This is a genomic window from Pseudomonas sp. zfem001 (genome assembly GCF_032621725.1).
Taxonomy (GTDB): domain Bacteria; phylum Pseudomonadota; class Gammaproteobacteria; order Pseudomonadales; family Pseudomonadaceae; genus Aquipseudomonas; species Aquipseudomonas sediminis.
Window position 1 is genome coordinate 1,664,384 of the sequence record NZ_JAVYJI010000001.1, and the last position, 15,306, is coordinate 1,679,689.

Annotated in this window: 15 protein-coding genes; 11 read left to right on the forward strand and 4 right to left on the reverse strand. The window is 64.2% G+C overall.

What is annotated here, in order from left to right:
* Nucleotides 1-32: 32 nt before the first annotated feature.
* From flgD to RTH74_RS07805, 3 genes are read right to left on the reverse strand one after another with little or no spacing between them, the layout of a single operon-like run.
* Nucleotides 33-710, reverse strand: a complete 678-nt coding sequence (flgD, locus tag RTH74_RS07795; protein ID WP_179543344.1) for a flagellar hook assembly protein FlgD — start codon at nucleotides 708-710, stop codon at nucleotides 33-35.
* A complete protein-coding gene (gene flgC, locus RTH74_RS07800; RefSeq protein ID WP_179543345.1) occupies nucleotides 710-1,138 on the reverse strand; it encodes a flagellar basal body rod protein FlgC in 429 nt (142 codons plus the stop codon). Before flgC ends, flgD begins: the two co-directional genes overlap by 1 nt.
* A gap of 2 nt (nucleotides 1,139-1,140) precedes the next feature.
* The gene (locus tag RTH74_RS07805; protein WP_072423633.1) at nucleotides 1,141-1,494 is read right to left on the reverse strand and encodes a flagellar basal body protein; all 354 of its coding nucleotides are present in this window, start codon (nucleotides 1,492-1,494) and stop codon (nucleotides 1,141-1,143) included.
* Between the two features lie 81 nt (nucleotides 1,495-1,575).
* Between RTH74_RS07805 and flgA the strand changes: the two genes are divergently transcribed.
* Nucleotides 1,576-2,391, forward strand: coding sequence for a flagellar basal body P-ring formation chaperone FlgA (gene flgA, locus RTH74_RS07810; RefSeq protein WP_420713142.1), 816 nt, complete (start codon nucleotides 1,576-1,578; stop codon nucleotides 2,389-2,391).
* A gap of 125 nt (nucleotides 2,392-2,516) precedes the next feature.
* On the opposite strand, the gene glcC is transcribed toward flgA, so the two are convergent.
* The gene (glcC, locus tag RTH74_RS07815) at nucleotides 2,517-3,290 is read right to left on the reverse strand and encodes a transcriptional regulator GlcC (protein ID WP_072423634.1); all 774 of its coding nucleotides are present in this window, start codon (nucleotides 3,288-3,290) and stop codon (nucleotides 2,517-2,519) included.
* A 238-nt stretch (nucleotides 3,291-3,528) separates the two neighbouring features.
* Between glcC and glcD the strand changes: the two genes are divergently transcribed.
* The 10 genes from glcD to RTH74_RS07865 all read left to right on the forward strand — a co-directional run bounded on the left by glcD (nucleotide 3,529) and on the right by RTH74_RS07865 (nucleotide 15,292).
* Nucleotides 3,529-5,028, forward strand: a complete 1,500-nt coding sequence (glcD, locus tag RTH74_RS07820; RefSeq protein WP_316914285.1) for a glycolate oxidase subunit GlcD — start codon at nucleotides 3,529-3,531, stop codon at nucleotides 5,026-5,028.
* Nucleotides 5,028-6,083, forward strand: a complete 1,056-nt coding sequence (glcE, locus tag RTH74_RS07825; RefSeq protein ID WP_316914286.1) for a glycolate oxidase subunit GlcE — start codon at nucleotides 5,028-5,030, stop codon at nucleotides 6,081-6,083. Before glcD ends, glcE begins: the two co-directional genes overlap by 1 nt.
* A gap of 3 nt (nucleotides 6,084-6,086) precedes the next feature.
* Nucleotides 6,087-7,304 (forward strand): glycolate oxidase subunit GlcF, encoded by a 1,218-nt coding sequence (gene glcF, locus RTH74_RS07830; RefSeq protein WP_316914287.1) that lies wholly within the window; start codon nucleotides 6,087-6,089, stop codon nucleotides 7,302-7,304.
* Nucleotides 7,305-7,523: 219 nt separating this feature from the next.
* Nucleotides 7,524-7,922 (forward strand): heme-binding protein, encoded by a 399-nt coding sequence (locus RTH74_RS07835; RefSeq protein WP_106734700.1) that lies wholly within the window; start codon nucleotides 7,524-7,526, stop codon nucleotides 7,920-7,922.
* 121 nt (nucleotides 7,923-8,043) lie between these two features.
* Nucleotides 8,044-10,221 carry a malate synthase G gene (locus tag RTH74_RS07840; RefSeq protein WP_316914288.1) on the forward strand — a complete coding sequence of 726 codons (2,178 nt, stop codon included), beginning with the start codon at nucleotides 8,044-8,046 and terminating at the stop codon, nucleotides 10,219-10,221.
* A 310-nt stretch (nucleotides 10,222-10,531) separates the two neighbouring features.
* On the forward strand, nucleotides 10,532-12,232 hold the full coding sequence (locus RTH74_RS07845; protein ID WP_125880900.1) for an L-lactate permease: 1,701 nt from the start codon (nucleotides 10,532-10,534) through the stop codon (nucleotides 12,230-12,232).
* 139 nt (nucleotides 12,233-12,371) lie between these two features.
* Nucleotides 12,372-12,539: a rubredoxin gene (locus tag RTH74_RS07850; RefSeq protein WP_003242223.1), complete on the forward strand. Its 168-nt coding sequence runs from the start codon at nucleotides 12,372-12,374 to the stop codon at nucleotides 12,537-12,539.
* A 202-nt stretch (nucleotides 12,540-12,741) separates the two neighbouring features.
* Nucleotides 12,742-13,641, forward strand: a complete 900-nt coding sequence (lafA, locus tag RTH74_RS07855; protein ID WP_316914289.1) for a lateral flagellin LafA — start codon at nucleotides 12,742-12,744, stop codon at nucleotides 13,639-13,641.
* A gap of 350 nt (nucleotides 13,642-13,991) precedes the next feature.
* The gene (locus RTH74_RS07860) at nucleotides 13,992-14,828 is read left to right on the forward strand and encodes a winged helix-turn-helix domain-containing protein (RefSeq protein ID WP_316914290.1); all 837 of its coding nucleotides are present in this window, start codon (nucleotides 13,992-13,994) and stop codon (nucleotides 14,826-14,828) included.
* A complete protein-coding gene (locus RTH74_RS07865) occupies nucleotides 14,825-15,292 on the forward strand; it encodes a hypothetical protein (protein ID WP_316914291.1) in 468 nt (155 codons plus the stop codon). Before RTH74_RS07860 ends, RTH74_RS07865 begins: the two co-directional genes overlap by 4 nt.
* Nucleotides 15,293-15,306 lie beyond the last annotated feature (14 nt).

The following is a 15,306-nucleotide window of genomic DNA, read 5'->3' on the forward strand; positions in this document are numbered from 1 at the left end:
ACTGGACCTTTGAATTGAGCGAATGGGAAGGTTCAGAGCAGACCGGCGGTCTGCGTCTGGCCGAATTCGGTGATGTTGTAGAAGGGCACGGAGCCGACGCCGATGACTTCCAGCACTGGCCCCTCGGCGCTGACACGCACCTGGGTGACGCGACCGGCCACCTCGACCTTGGGGTACTCGCCGCTGTCGCTTTTGACCTCGACCTTGTAGCTGCCCGGCGCCAGGCCCAGGGCCTTGGGGTCGAGCTCGAAGGGCACGCGCCCCGGCGCCTGGGAGCCGAGGTCGATTTCCTTCTTCACGCCATTGCTGTCGGTCACCACCAACGCCAGCTTGCCGGCGGCATGCTCCAGGTTGATCTCGCCGCGCACCTTGTCCACGCCCAGCTCGAGCTGCTCGGTCGCCACCTTCACTTCCTGGCCGACCAGGCCGGCAGCGGTGAGGGTCTGCAGGTTGTCCAACAACACCAGGTTGCTCTTGCTCAGCGAGGCCATGTTTTCCAGGCTCTTGACCTGACTCATGGCGGCGAACTGATTGAGGAACTCGGTACTGTCCACCGGTTTGGTCGGGTCCTGATTCTGGATCTGCGCGACCATCAGGGTGAGGAAGTTGTTTTCCAGCTGGGTCGCGTCGCTGACGTTGACCGACTGCTTCACCGCATCGTCGATGCTGTAGGCGGGATTGTTCTGGCTGTTATTGCTGACCGTGGCCATCAGGATTCTCCGAGCTTGAGCAGACCCTGCTGCATGCTCTTCAGGCGATTGAGCACTTCGACGCTGGTCTCGAAGCTGCGGGTGGCCGACATCATGTCGGTCATTTCTTCGATCTGATCGATGTCGGCGTAGAACACGTAACCCTGGTCGTCGGCCAGGGGATTGTCCGGCTCGTAGCGGCGCACCGGTTCGCGACCGGCGGTGACCACATCGAGCACCTGTACATGGGCGCCGCCCATGCCCACGCTGCGGGTCAGCTGGTCGTTGTTGTAGACGGCAGCGAAGACCGGCTTGCGTGCCTGATACACGTCCTCGGCGCTGGCCGCAGCCGAATCGGCGTTGGCCAGGTTGCTGGCCACGGTGTTGAGACGCACGGTCTGCGCGTTCATCGACGAGCCGGCGATGCGGTAGATGGAATCGAAAGCCATGATCAGCGTCCCTCGATGGCCTGTTTCAGGCCGCGAAATTTCATGCTGAGAAAGGTCAGGCTGGTCTGGAAGTCCATGCTGTTCTTGGAGAACGCCGCCTGCTCCACACTCAGCTCGACGCTGTTGCCGTCCTGCGACGGCTGGGTCGGTACGCGATACTTGAGATCCGCACTGCTGGCGGCGAAGGCCTGCTGCGGATCGACTCGCTGCATCTCGCCAGCGAAATCGATGTCACGGGCGAGAAAGCCTGGCGTGTCTTCGTTGGCGAGGTTGGCAGCGAGAATTTCGCTGCGCTGCATGCGCAGCTCGAGTGCTCGCGAATGCACGCCCACCACGTCATCAATCCGTATACTCATTTCTCGGTACCCTTAACCCAAGGTTGTGCCCATGTGCCTTCAGCACAAAGCGTGCCCAACCCCCAAGAGACCCGTATCACATTGATTTACAAGGAATTCACAAGATCGACAGGCGCCTTCCGCGTCGCCCTCCTTCCGCATAGAAGCGCGGCCTGGAGGAAAAGCGGAAAGGCTTTTTCCGCCTGGGCGTCGACGCTTTTCCTCCTTGCCCTGCTGCCGCTGAGCGCTGCGCGTGCGGAGACCGATGCCGCCAGCCAGATCGATCAGGCCGTGACCGCACATATGCAGCAGAAGCTGGCCGAGGAGGCCGAGCGTCAGGCCTGGAAGGGCATGCGTCACAGCCTCAATATCACCCTGCTCAATAGCGCCGAACGCCTGCCGGCCTGTGCCCAGGCGCTGAGCGTGACGGTCGCCAGCGACGATCCTTCACCCCTGTCACGGCAACGCCTGGACCTGAGCTGCGCAGATACGCCCGGCTGGAGCGTCACAGCCCTGGTGCAGGCCGGCGTGTTCCTGCCGGCCGTGCATGCCGCGCGAGTGATCGAACGCGGCCAGACCATCGCCGCCGAACAGCTGCAACTGCAGGAGGTGAACGTTGGTAGAGCAACGCGAGGCTTCTATAACAACCTCGACGAAGTGGTCGGCCAGGGCGCCAAGCGCCGCGTACGTGCCGGCCAGCTGATCGCGCCGAACCTGCTCGCCGCGCCACTGCTGATCCGTCGTGGCCAGCAAGTGACCATCATCGCCAGCCAGGACGGCATCTCCGCATCGGCCACCGGCGAAGCCATGGCCAATGGCCGTGAAGGCGAGGTGATCCGCGTGCGCAACCTCGGCAGCCAGAAGGTGATCGAGGCGCAGGTGGTGGAAGAAGGGGTGGTGACCAGCACCTTCAGGTAGGGAGTCATGCCACGTGGGAGGCGCTTCAGCGGCGAGCGGGTCTAGCGGGTCGCGGCTAAAGCCCCTCCCACAAATATTTAGGGCGGGTGCAACCCGCCACCGTCATCAGGCGGGTTTCACCCGCCCTACGCCCAACCCTCCAAGCGCATGGTGGCGCGCACCAGGCGCTGCTCTTCCTGCTCGATCTCCTGCAGGTTGTCGCGAATGCTGTTGATGTGATCGCGCGCGGCGCGCTGGGCCTGCTCCGGCAGGCGTTCGATCACCGCGTGGTAGAGGCGCGAATGCTGACGGTCGATCTGCCGCTTCTGCGCCGGGCGGTGGTAGAGGTTGTTCACCGAGGCGAACACGGTGCTAAGCATCAGGTCCGTCAGCGACTGCAGGGTGTGCACCAGCACCGGGTTGTGCGAGGCCTCGCAGATAGCCAGGTGAAAGGCATGGTCGAGGCGCGCATGCTCACGCGGGTCCACCGGATTTTCCTGCGCATGGGCCGCCAGCATCTCTTCGTAACGCCGGGTCAGCAGGACGAAGTCCGCCTCGGTACCGCGCAGCGCCGCCAGGCGCGCCGACTCGCCTTCAAGCAGGCCGCGCACCTCCAGCAGGTCATACAGGGTGCGTGGTTGCGAGTTGAACAGATGCATCAGCGGGCTGGCGTCGCGCTCACCACTGAGCTTGGCCACCCGTGAATCACGTCCCTGCGCGGTGTCGATGATGCCGCGACCGCGCAGCACTTTGAGCCCTTCACGCAAGGCCGAACGGGAGATGCCCAGTTTTTCGCACAGGCGTCGTTCCGACGGCAGTGGCTGCCCGACCTTGAGCACGCCGTCGACGATCAGCCGCTCGATGCGCTCGGCCACCACATCGCTTACCTGCCGCCGTGCGACACCCTGTTGCCCGTCCATTCGCCACCTCCACAGCACTGGTCGTACCAATTTTTAAGGGCCACCTTAGATCGCGCACCTTACGGCAGGCAAGCCACAGTGTATGAGACCTTAGGCCAATCCATGGCGAAAGCCTGATGAAAGAAACTGGTCCTACCAGCGCTAAAGAGAATGGACGTAAAGAAGCAGGCAGCCTAAACATGCGGCCAAGGTCGCGGCATGACCGCCAATAACAACAACGTCCAAGATTGAGCCTGCCATGAGCATTCTGTACGACGAGCGCGTCGACGGCGCGCTACCCGCGGTCGACAAGACCGCCCTACTGGCCGAGTTGCGCCAGAGCCTGCCCGATCTCGACATCCTGCACACTCAGGAAGACCTCAAACCCTATGAGTGCGACGGGCTTTCCGCCTATCGCACCACGCCCATGCTGGTGGTGCTGCCCGAGCGCATCGAGCAGGTGCAGCAGTTGCTCAAGCTCTGCCACGCCCGTGGCGTACCGGTGGTAGCACGCGGCGCCGGCACCGGCCTGTCCGGCGGCGCGCTGCCGCTGGAAAAGGGCATCCTGCTGGTGATGGCGCGCTTCAACCAGATTCTCGAGATCAACCGCGAAGGTCGCTTCGCCCGCGTCCAGCCCGGTGTGCGCAACCTGGCGATCTCTCAGGCCGCCGCGCCGTTCGACCTGTATTACGCCCCCGATCCGTCCTCGCAGATCGCCTGCTCCATCGGCGGCAACGTCGCCGAGAACGCCGGCGGCGTGCATTGCCTGAAGTACGGCCTGACCGTGCACAACCTGCTCAAGGTCGACATTCTCACCGTCGAAGGCGAGTTCATGACTCTCGGCAGTGATGCCCTCGATGCGCCGGGTTTCGACCTGCTGGCGCTGTTCACCGGCTCCGAAGGCATGCTCGGCATCGTCACCGAGGTGACGGTCAAGCTGCTGCCCAAGCCGCAAGTGGCCAAGGTGCTGCTGGCGGCCTTCGACTCGGTGGAAAAGGCCGGCCGCGCCGTGGGTGACATCATCGCCGCCGGCATCATCCCTGGCGGCCTGGAGATGATGGATAGCCTGGCCATTCGCGCCGCCGAAGATTTCATCCACGCCGGCTACCCGGTGGAGGCCGAAGCCATCCTGCTCTGCGAGCTGGACGGCGTGGAGGCCGACGTCGCCGACGACTGCGAGCGCGTGCGAGAGGTGCTGGAGAAAGCCGGCGCCACCGAAGTACGCCTGGCGCGCGACGAAGCCGAGCGGGTGAAGTTCTGGGCCGGGCGCAAGAACGCCTTCCCCGCGGTCGGTCGCATCTCGCCGGACTACTACTGCATGGACGGCACCATCCCGCGTCGTGAGCTGCCAGGCGTGCTGCGCGGCATCTCCGAGCTGTCCGAGGAGTACGGCCTGCGCGTGGCCAACGTGTTCCATGCCGGCGACGGCAACATGCACCCGCTGATCCTGTTCGATGCCAACGTGCCTGGTGAGCTGGAGCGCGCCGAGGCCATCGGCGGCAAGATCCTCGAACTCTGCGTCAAGGTCGGCGGCAGCATCACCGGCGAGCACGGCGTTGGCCGCGAGAAGATCAACCAGATGTGCGCGCAGTTCAACAGCGACGAGATCACCCTGTTCCACGCGGTGAAGGCGGCGTTCGACCCCAGCGGCCTGCTCAATCCGGGTAAGAACATCCCCACCCTGCACCGCTGCGCCGAGTTCGGCGCCATGCATGTGCATCACGGCCAACTGCCCTTCCCGGAACTGGAGCGTTTCTGATGGCGCATGATTTCGACGCCAGCGCCGCGCTGCTGGAACAGGTCAACCACGCGCTGAACAGCGCCACACCGCTGCGCATCCAGGGCAGCGGCAGCAAGGCTCATCTGGGCCGCGCCAGCACCGGCGAGGTGCTGGACACCCGCATGCATCGCGGGATCGTCAGCTACGACCCCACCGAGCTGGTACTCAGTGCCCGCGCCGGTACGCCGCTGGCCGAGATCGAGGCGGCGCTGGAGGCCAACGACCAGATGCTGCCGTGCGAGCCGCCGCACCTGGGCGATGGCGCCACCCTCGGCGGCATGGTCGCCGCCGGGCTGTCCGGCCCGCGCCGCCCCTGGGCCGGCTCGGTGCGTGACCAAGTGCTCGGCACCCGCGTGATCACCGGCCAGGGCAAGCTGCTGCGCTTCGGCGGCGAGGTAATGAAGAACGTCGCCGGCTACGACCTGTCGCGCCTGATGGCCGGCAGCTTCGGCTGCCTCGGCCTGCTCACCGAGGTGTCGATCAAGGTGCTGCCCAAACCGCGCCAGGTGCTCAGCCTGCGCCTGGAGGTGGACGCCCTGCACGCCCTGAACAAGCTCGCCGAATGGGGCCAGCAGCCGCTGCCGATCAGCGCCGCCAGCCACGACGGTGCCGCGCTGCACCTGCGCCTGGAAGGTGGCGAGGGCTCGGTTCTGGCCGCGCGCCAGCGCCTGGGTGGCGAAGAGATCGACAACGCTTACTGGCATGAGCTACGCGAACAGCGCCTGCCGTTCTTCAGCGCCAGCGGCACGCTGTGGCGCCTGTCGCTGCCGGCCAACAGCGGTCTGCTCGACCTGCCCGGTCGCCAGATGATCGACTGGGGCGGCGCACAGCGCTGGCTGAAGACCGACGCCAACGGCGAGCTGATCCAGCGCGTGACGGCCAAGCTCGGCGGCCACGCCACCTGCTTCGCCGCCGGCCAGGCGCAACCTTTCCAGCCGCTGGCAGCCCCGCTGCTGCGCTACCAGCGCCAGTTGAAGAACCAGCTCGACCCCCAGGGTATTTTCAACCCTGGCCGCATGTACGCTGAGGTATAAGACGTGCAGACCAATTTGAGTGAACAGGCCAAACGCCTGCCGCGCGCCGAAGAAGCCGAACGCATCCTGCGCTCCTGCGTGCACTGCGGCTTCTGCAACGCCACCTGCCCGACCTATCAGCTGCTCGGCGACGAGCTGGACGGCCCGCGCGGGCGCATCTATCTGATCAAGCAGATGCTCGAAGGCAACGAGGTCACGGCCAAGACCCAACAGCATCTGGATCGCTGCCTGACCTGCCGCAACTGCGAAACCACCTGCCCGTCCGGCGTGCAGTATCACAACCTGCTGGATATCGGCCGTGAAGTGGTCGAACAGGCTGTGCCGCGACCGCTGAACGAACGCCTGTTGCGCCAGGGCCTGCGCGCCGTGGTACCGCGACCCGCGCTGTTCAAGACGCTGACCCAGGCCGGTCTTGCTCTGCGTCCGCTGCTGCCAGCCGCGCTCAAAGCCAAACTGCCGCGTGAAATTCGCCCGGCCAAGCCACGGCCGACCGAGCAACATGCGCGCCGCGTGCTGATGCTCGAAGGCTGTGTGCAGCCGGGGCTGTCGCCCAACACCAATGCCGCCACCGCACGCGTGCTCGATCGCCTCGGCATCAGCGTCACGCCGATCCACGAAGCCGGCTGCTGCGGCGCCGTCGACTATCACCTCAACGCCCAAGAAGCAGGGCTGCAACGCGCGCGGCAGAACATCGACGCCTGGTGGCCTGCCATCGAAGCCGGTACTGAAGCCATCGTGCAGACCGCCAGCGGCTGTGGTGCCTTCGTCAAGGACTATGGCCACCTGCTCGCAGGTGACCCCGCTTATGCAAGCAAGGCAGCGCGGGTCAGCGCCCTGGCCAAGGATCTGGTCGAGGTGCTGCAGGGCGAGGCGCTGGAACAGTTGCAGGTACGTGCCGAACAACGCCTGGCCTTCCATTGCCCTTGCACCCTGCAGCATGCGCAGAAGCTCGGCGGCGCGGTTGAAGGCGTGCTCACACGCCTCGGCTTCGGCCTGACGGCGGTACCGGATAACCACCTGTGCTGCGGCTCGGCCGGCACCTATTCGCTGACCCAGCCGGAGTTGTCGCGGCAGCTTCGCGACAACAAGTTGAACGCCCTGGAAAGAGGCAAACCGGACGCCATCGTCACCGCCAATATCGGCTGCCAGACCCACCTGGACGGTGCCGGGCGTACGCCGGTGCGGCACTGGATCGAAATCGTCGAGGAAGCGATGGAATGATCACCCGTAACCTGGTGCAAACCTCGAATGGTCTTGCACAGGTAGGAGCGAGCTCTGCTCGCGAAGCTTTTGCCGTTAGCCATGGTTCGCGAGCAGAGCTCGCTCCTACGGATTAGCACGCAGCTCGGTCAGGGCGTGGCCCTGACCACCAGAGCGGTGGATGTGAAAAGCGACATCCACCCTACAACTGATCACGAAGTCACGAACACGAGGTATGCCATGCAACATAAAGCCGTACTCAGCCAAAGCGAAGTCAGCCAGATCCTCCAGGCAGCCCGCAGCGAAGCGCAGCAACAGGGCTGGGCCGTGGCCATCGCCGTGGTCGACGACGGCGGTCATCCACTGGCCTTGGAGCGCCTCGACGGCTGCGCGCCGATCGGCGCCTACATCGCCACCGAGAAGGCGCGCAGCGCCGCCATCGGCCGCCGCGAAACCAAGGGCTACGAAGACATGGTCAACGGCGGCCGCAGTGCCTTCCTCAGCGCACCGCTGATTACTTCATTGGAGGGTGGCGTGCCGGTGCTGGTGGACGGCCAGGTGGTCGGCGCCGTGGGCGTGTCCGGGGTCAAGGCCGAGCAGGATGCGCAGGTGGCCAAAGCAGGTATTGCGGCGCTGTAAGCGATGTCGCCCACGCCTCGCGGCTAAATGGATCTGAAGAGCTTCGCCCCGGGGCGGGGCTCCTACAACACATTGATTGACCCGCACCACCATGGGCGGAAGCAGACAGGAGAACAGCAACATGACCGAACGCGTGCAATGTCAGCGCCTGCAAGTAGCCGCCGAGCTCAAGCAATTCATCGAAAGCGAAGTGCTGCCTGGCAGCGGTATCGAGGCGGCGGCTTTCTGGAGCGGTTTCGACGCGCTGGTGCACGACCTGGCGCCGCGCAACCGCGCCCTGCTGGCCGAGCGCGATCGTCTGCAGACCGAGCTGGATGCCTGGCATCGCACCAACCCCGGCCCGATCCGTGACATGAATGCCTACCGCACCTTCCTCGGCTCCATCGGCTATTTGCTGCCGCAGCCGAAGCAGGTCAAGGCGACCACTGCCAATGTCGACAGCGAGATCGCCACCCAGGCCGGCCCGCAGTTGGTGGTGCCGGTGATGAATGCACGTTACGCGCTCAACGCCGCCAACGCCCGCTGGGGCTCGCTGTACGACGCCCTGTATGGCACCGACGCGATCAGTGAAGAAGGCGGCGCCAGCAAAGGTCCCGGCTATAACGAAGTACGCGGCGCCAAGGTGATCGCCTTCGCCCGCGCCTTCCTCGACCAGGCCGCGCCGCTGGCCAAGGGCTCGCACGCCGATGCCAGTGCCTATGCCGTGGTCGCCGGCGAGCTACAGGTGACCCTGAGCGGCGGTGCACAGACCTCCCTGGCGCAACCAGAGAAGTTCGTCGGTTTCCAGGGCGACGCTGCCACGCCGAGCGCCGTGCTGCTGAAGAACAACGGCCTGCACTTCGAGATCCAGATCGACGCGGGTAGCCCCATCGGCCGCACCGACGCCGCCGGCGTGAAGGACGTGCTGATGGAAGCGGCGCTGTCGACCATCATGGACTGCGAGGACTCCGTGGCTGCAGTCGACGCCGCCGACAAGGTGGTGGTCTACCGCAACTGGCTGGGCCTGATGAAGGGTGACCTGGCCGAGGAGCTGGACAAGGGCGGCAAGCGCATCACCCGCCGCCTCAATGCGGATCGTGTCTATACCGCCGCCGATGGCAGTGAACTGACCCTGCACGGTCGTTCATTGCTGTTCATCCGCAACGTCGGCCACCTGATGAGCAACCCGGCGATTCTCGATGGCGAAGGTCGTGAAATTCCCGAGGGCATCCTCGATGCGGTGGTGACCAGCCTGATCGCCCTGCACGACCTCAAGCGTCGCGGCAACTCGCGCACCGGTAGCGTCTATATCGTCAAACCGAAGATGCACGGGCCGTTCGAAGTGGCCTTCGCCAACGAGCTGTTCGGTCGTGTCGAACAGCTGCTGGGCATGCCCGCGAACGCCCTGAAGATGGGCATCATGGACGAGGAGCGACGTACCAGCGTCAACCTCAAGGCCTGCATCGAGGCGGCCAGCGCGCGCGTGGCCTTCATCAACACCGGCTTCCTCGATCGCACTGGCGACGAGATGCACACCGCCATGGAAGCTGGCGCGATGCTGCGCAAGGGCGACATGAAATCCAGCGCCTGGATTCAGGCCTACGAGCGCAACAACGTGCTGGTCGGCCTGGCCTGCGGGCTGCGCGGCAAGGCGCAGATCGGCAAGGGCATGTGGGCCATGCCCGACCTGATGGCCGCCATGCTCGAACAGAAGATCGGCCACCCGAAAGCCGGCGCCAACACCGCCTGGGTGCCGTCGCCAACCGCTGCCGTGCTGCACGCCCTGCACTATCACCAGATCGACGTGCAGGCGGTGCAGAGCGAGCTGGAACTGATCGACCTGGCCAGCCAGCGCGACAGTCTGCTGAACGATCTGCTCAGCGTGCCGGTCAGCGCCGAGCGGCCGTGGAGCGCCAGCGATATCCAGCAGGAGCTGGACAACAACTGCCAGGGCATCCTCGGTTACGTGGTGCGCTGGGTCGAGCAGGGCGTCGGCTGCTCCAAGGTGCCGGATATCCACAACGTCGGCCTGATGGAAGACCGCGCCACCCTGCGCATTTCGGCCCAACACATCGCCAACTGGCTGCACCACGGTGTGGTCAACGAGGCCCAGGTGCGCGAGACCCTGCAGCGCATGGCGCAGGTGGTCGACGGGCAGAACGCCGGCGATCCGGCCTACCGCCCGATGGCGCCGAACTTCGAGCAATCCCACGCCTTCCGCGCCGCCAGTGACCTGGTGTTCAAGGGCCGCGAGCAGCCGTCCGGCTACACCGAGCCGCTGCTGCATGCCTGGCGGCTGCGTTTCAAAGAGGAGGTTTGAGCGACTGTGGGAGGGGCTTCAGCCGCGAGCAGTCTATCGCTTGCTTGTCGCGGCTGAAGCGGGATACCGCCCAGCCGTTCCCACACAAAACGAGTTCGCAGCCGTGGATGGCCTGAAAGCCTCCACGGAGCAGTAACAAGCCCTGACGGTTTCTGACCGTCGGGGCTTTCGAGCATGAGCGCGACGATGGGTGATCCCTGCCGTCGCGGCTCGCGGAAAGGCCGGTGCCGTGGTGCCCGGCCCTTCCAGATGCGTGGCGCCGGGTATCCCCGGAAAACTGTGGTTCACAAGAAAAAGAAGGAACCAACCCATGAGTCAAACGCTGCTGTCCATCCTGGCCTTCGTACCACTGGTGCTAGCGGGTGTACTGCTGATCGGCTTTCGCTGGCCGGCCAAGTACGCGATGCCGCTGGTGTTCGTCCTCACCGCCCTGATCGGCCTGCTGGCCTGGGACATGTCCCTCAACCGGGTCATCGCCTCCAGCCTCCAGGGGCTGATACTCACGGCCGCGATCCTGTGGATCATCTTCGGCGCGATCCTGCTGCTGAACACCCTCAAGCACTCGGGAGGTATCGCGGCAATTCGCCGGGGCTTCTCCAACATCAGTCCGGATCGCCGCGTGCAGGCGCTGATCGTCGCCTGGCTGTTCGGCTGCTTTATCGAGGGCGCCTCCGGTTTCGGCACCCCGGCTGCCGTGGCCGCGCCGTTGCTGGTCGCCCTGGGCTTCCCGGCTCTGGCCGCGGTGGTGCTGGGCATGATGGTGCAATCGACGCCGGTATCCTTCGGCGCAGTGGGTACGCCAATCCTGGTGGGTGTCGGTTCGGGCCTGGACAGAACCGGCATCACCGAGCAACTGGTTGCCACCGGCAGCAGCTGGGAAGCCTTCTTCCACCTGATCTACTCGCGGGTAGCCATCACCCACGGCCTTATCGGCCTGCTGATGCCGCTGATCATGGTGATGATCATGACGCGCTTCTTCGGCAAGAATCAGAGTTGGAAGGAAGGCCTGGCCGTCGCGCCGTTCGCCATCTTCACCGCCTTCGCCTTCTCCCTGCCGTACATGGCAGCCGGCGTATTCCTCGGCCCGGAATTCCCCTCGATGATCGGCGCCCTGGTCGGCCTGGCCATCGTGGTACCGGCCGCCAAGGCCGGCTTCCTGCTGCCGAAGGACACCTGGGACTTCGCTGATCCGAAGGACTGGCCGTCCGACTGGATGGGCAAGATCGAGATGAAGCTGGACGAGGTGGCCGGCAAGGCACCAATCTCCGTGCCCATGGCCTGGGCGCCCTACCTGCTGCTGGCGGTGTTCCTGGTGGTGTCGCGCACCTTCCCTGAGCTCAAGGCGGCGATGCTGGGCCTGAGCTTCGGCTGGAAGGACATCCTCGGTGAGACCGGCGTGTCCGGCACCATCGAGCCGCTGTACCTGCCGGGTGGCATCTTGTGCATGGTGGTACTGGTGACCTTCTTCCTCCATCGCATGCGCTTCTCCGAGCTCAAGGCGGCGGTAAGCGAGTCGAGCAAGACCCTGCTCGGTGCTGGTTTCGTGTTGATCTTCACCATTCCCATGGTGCGTATTCTGATCAACTCGGGCGTCAACGGCAGCGACCTGGTGTCGATGCCGGTGGCCATGGCGCAACTGGTGGCCGACAGCGTTGGCGGCGTGTATCCGTTCTTCGCCCCAGCGGTCGGCGCACTGGGCGCCTTCATCGCCGGCTCCAACACCGTGTCCAACCTGATGCTGTCGCAGTTCCAGCTCAATGCTGCCGAGCTGATCGGCGTATCCGGGGCGATGATGGTCGCTGTGCAGTCGGTGGGTGCGGCGGCGGGCAACATGATTGCCATCCACAACGTGGTGGCGGCCTCGGCTACCGTTGGTCTGCTCGGACGCGAAGGCATCACCCTGCGCAAGACCATCCTGCCGACGCTCTACTACCTCGCTGCAGCTGGTCTGATCGCGGTGGTGGCGATGTATGGCATGGCACTGACCGATCCGCTGATGACCGCTCGCTGACTGATGGAGGGCCGTGCACTGCACGACCCGACTTTGGTTGGTCGCTGGCTGGCGGCGATTGCCGCCAGCCAGCTTGGCGCGTCAGTGCAATTGCGGTAGCTTGCGTCGCGCAACACCGTGAGATTGGCCTGAGGTTTTTATGAAAAAGTGGCAATGCGTGGTCTGTGGACTGATTTACGACGAGAGCCAGGGCTGGCCGGATGACGGCATCGCTCCCGGCACCCGCTGGGAAGACGTGCCGGAAGACTGGCTATGCCCTGACTGCGGCGTCGGCAAGATGGATTTCGAGATGATCGAAATCGGCTGATCACGCCTGGTTTTCACAAAACGGCGACCCTCGGGTCGCCGTTTTTGTTTGGTGTGTTTCGCGTGACGCCCCGTAGGGTGCGCCGTCGCCGCATATGCAGAAAAAATTCTGCCAGCGCCATTTAATCGCTACCAAGAGCCGGTCGCCCTTCACTTACAGCAGGCAATCACAGCCAGCTTCACTCAACTGAAGGAATACCATCATGGCTCTGTCGATTCATACCAACTACTCCTCGCTGATCACCCAGACCAACCTGTCCAAGACCAACAACGCCCTGGGCACCAACCAGCAGCGTCTGGGCACTGGCTTTCGCATCAACTCCGCTGCCGACGACGCCGCCGGCCTGCAGATCGCTACCCGTCTGAACGCCCAGTCGCGTGGTATGGACGTCGCCATCCGCAACACCGGTGACTCCATCTCCCTGCTGCAGACCGCCGAAGGCGCGCTGACCGAGATGACCGACATCGTCCAGCGCATGAAAGACCTGGCCACCCAGGCTGCCAACGCCACTGCCAGTGAGAAGGACCGCGACGCGCTGCAGGCCGAATACGACCAACTGGGTCAGGAACTGGGCAATATCGTCAAGAACACCAAGTACGCAGGCGAGAACCTGTTCAGCGACGGCACCACCACCGACGGTACCGCTGGCAAGTTCGGCGCTGGCATGGACTTCCAGATTGGCGCCAGCGCCGCCGAAACCCTGACCCTGGACGTCAGCACTCCGCTGGGCGACCTGGCTACCGCTCTGGACGGCCTGTCCGCTCAGTACGCCACCCCGGACAGCACCACGCCGGGTGCCGAGATCGCTGGCGCCGACGGTAGCGCTGCCAACGGCATGATCGACACCCTGGCCGACGCCCTGGACAGCATCGGTGAACTGCGCGCCCAGTTCGGCGCCAACATCAACCGCCTGAACCACACCGCCAACAACCTGAACAACATGAAGGACAACACCGACATGGCCAAAGGTCGCATCATGGATGCCGACTTCGCCAAGGAAAGCGCCAACATGAGCAAGAACTCCATGCTGATGCAGTCGGGCATCTCCATGCTCAAACAAGCCGGCCAGATGCCGGGCATGGTCATGTCCCTGCTGGGCTGATCCCGCGTCATCCAGGCGCAACGGATTGCGCCGCCCCCCCCAACGCCCCGCCTCTGCGGGGCGTTTCTCATGGCCTGCGGCCACCGCCCCACCCTGCCTTATCAGGCATGTTGATCAGCTGTCATCAAACCGAGACATGATCGATACGGTGCCGACGAATCTCGGCGATATCGTCGACTTCACCCATAGACTGGCTAGTATTGGGTAAGCATCCCCAGCGAACGGCAAATGGCTTCCAGCAGTAGGCGGCTGGCACAAGACTTGCCAGTGCAATTCCCTGACGCCAGAATGCTGACCGTCTGTCGCCGGGAAATTTCCCGCATGGAATTGCCGCTCGCCTCAAGGACCGCATGAACACCAGCCCAGAAACGCCGCTAGCCGAGCCGGAAAGCAACATTGCGTGCCTGATCATCAGGACCGGGCGCAGCGATTGTTTCGCGCATTTCTACCCGGCGCTGTATCAGCTGACCCTGGTAAAGAGCGGCATCGAAGAGAAGATCGATCTGGGCTATTCCGGCAGCCGCCTGCTCGAGCGCTTGCTGCGCGAGCCTGGCGATGTGGTTTCGCGCGAGGAATTGATGAGCCACGCCTGGGCCGACCGGGTTGTCGGCCAGGGCAGCCTCAACCAGCAGATCTATACCCTGCGCCAGGTACTGGGCGACGAGAAGAGTCGCGAGATCATCCAGACCCTGCCGCGCCGCGGCTATCTGCTGAACCCCAACTATCTGGTCTATCCGCCGAGCATCGATGACATCGGCGCGGTCAGCGAAACACTCGATACGCCGACGCCACAGCCAGCGTTTCTGCGCCGCCACAGCCGTCAGCGGGCATCCTGGCTGATTCTGCTGAGCCTGTTCAGCATCATCGGCATCGCCTTGTTCATGGCGTTGTACACGATCAGCCAACCCAAAGACCTGCACAGCAGCGAAATGAATCTGGGCTCACTGCACGTGCGCTACATCGATCAGGACCCGCAAAGGCTGCAGCAGCTAATTCTGCAGACTCACGGCCTGACCAGCCGGCTTGCCGTACTGGCCAGCAAACCGGCCAACCTGGTACTGAGCCTGCGCGGTGGTTTCTACGAACTGCTGTGCCTGCAGAGCAATGGTGGTGCACGCTCGCTGATGTTGCACGAAAGCCAGCTGAATCAGGTCGCCGATGCCCAACTGAGCAGGTGCCTGCCATGAGCCAGGGAACGCAGTGCGGCATCAGCCGCGGCTGGTTGCTGACCATGCTCGCCACGGCCTTGGCGATGTTGTTGAGCATGCTCGTGCTGTGGCTGAATTTCATCTCCAGCAACGAGCTCGACGGTCGTTATCAGTCCACCGGTCAAGTCCACCTGAGCAACGGTCAGGTGTTGGCAATCAGCCACAGCCTGCAGGTCAACAATGGTCGGTTCTATGCCATGACCCGGCAGGGCGACAGCATCCTAGAGACGTCGGGCGTGGTGGAGTACGGCTTTCTCGGTAACTACCGGCTGCGCGTCGAAGACGGTCAGGTCACCGGGCTGGCCAGCGAAATCGACGACGAACTGGTGTTCAACCTGCTTTATGGCCGCCATAAGGGCTCGACCATTCGCCTGACCAGCGTCGATGGCTGTCTCTATGCGCTGGAAACTCGGCAAATCTATTGCCCGGCGCGCAATCTGTAGAGCGCAACAAGTCA

What these genes read in the sequence shown, in the direction of transcription:
- RTH74_RS07865 (WP_316914291.1), top strand. Translation starts at nt 14,825, where the DNA reads ATGAGCCAGGGAACGCAGTGCGGCATCAGCCGCGGCTGGTTGCTGACC.
- RTH74_RS07805 (WP_072423633.1), bottom strand. Translation starts at nt 1,494, where the DNA reads ATGAGTATACGGATTGATGACGTGGTGGGCGTGCATTCGCGAGCACTC.
- glcC (WP_072423634.1), bottom strand. Translation starts at nt 3,290, where the DNA reads ATGGACGGGCAACAGGGTGTCGCACGGCGGCAGGTAAGCGATGTGGTG.
- RTH74_RS07845 (WP_125880900.1), top strand. Translation starts at nt 10,532, where the DNA reads ATGAGTCAAACGCTGCTGTCCATCCTGGCCTTCGTACCACTGGTGCTA.
- flgC (WP_179543345.1), bottom strand. Translation starts at nt 1,138, where the DNA reads ATGGCTTTCGATTCCATCTACCGCATCGCCGGCTCGTCGATGAACGCG.
- glcD (WP_316914285.1), top strand. Translation starts at nt 3,529, where the DNA reads ATGAGCATTCTGTACGACGAGCGCGTCGACGGCGCGCTACCCGCGGTC.
- glcE (WP_316914286.1), top strand. Translation starts at nt 5,028, where the DNA reads ATGGCGCATGATTTCGACGCCAGCGCCGCGCTGCTGGAACAGGTCAAC.
- flgD (WP_179543344.1), bottom strand. Translation starts at nt 710, where the DNA reads ATGGCCACGGTCAGCAATAACAGCCAGAACAATCCCGCCTACAGCATC.
- lafA (WP_316914289.1), top strand. Translation starts at nt 12,742, where the DNA reads ATGGCTCTGTCGATTCATACCAACTACTCCTCGCTGATCACCCAGACC.
- RTH74_RS07850 (WP_003242223.1), top strand. Translation starts at nt 12,372, where the DNA reads ATGAAAAAGTGGCAATGCGTGGTCTGTGGACTGATTTACGACGAGAGC.
- RTH74_RS07860 (WP_316914290.1), top strand. Translation starts at nt 13,992, where the DNA reads ATGAACACCAGCCCAGAAACGCCGCTAGCCGAGCCGGAAAGCAACATT.
- RTH74_RS07840 (WP_316914288.1), top strand. Translation starts at nt 8,044, where the DNA reads ATGACCGAACGCGTGCAATGTCAGCGCCTGCAAGTAGCCGCCGAGCTC.
- RTH74_RS07835 (WP_106734700.1), top strand. Translation starts at nt 7,524, where the DNA reads ATGCAACATAAAGCCGTACTCAGCCAAAGCGAAGTCAGCCAGATCCTC.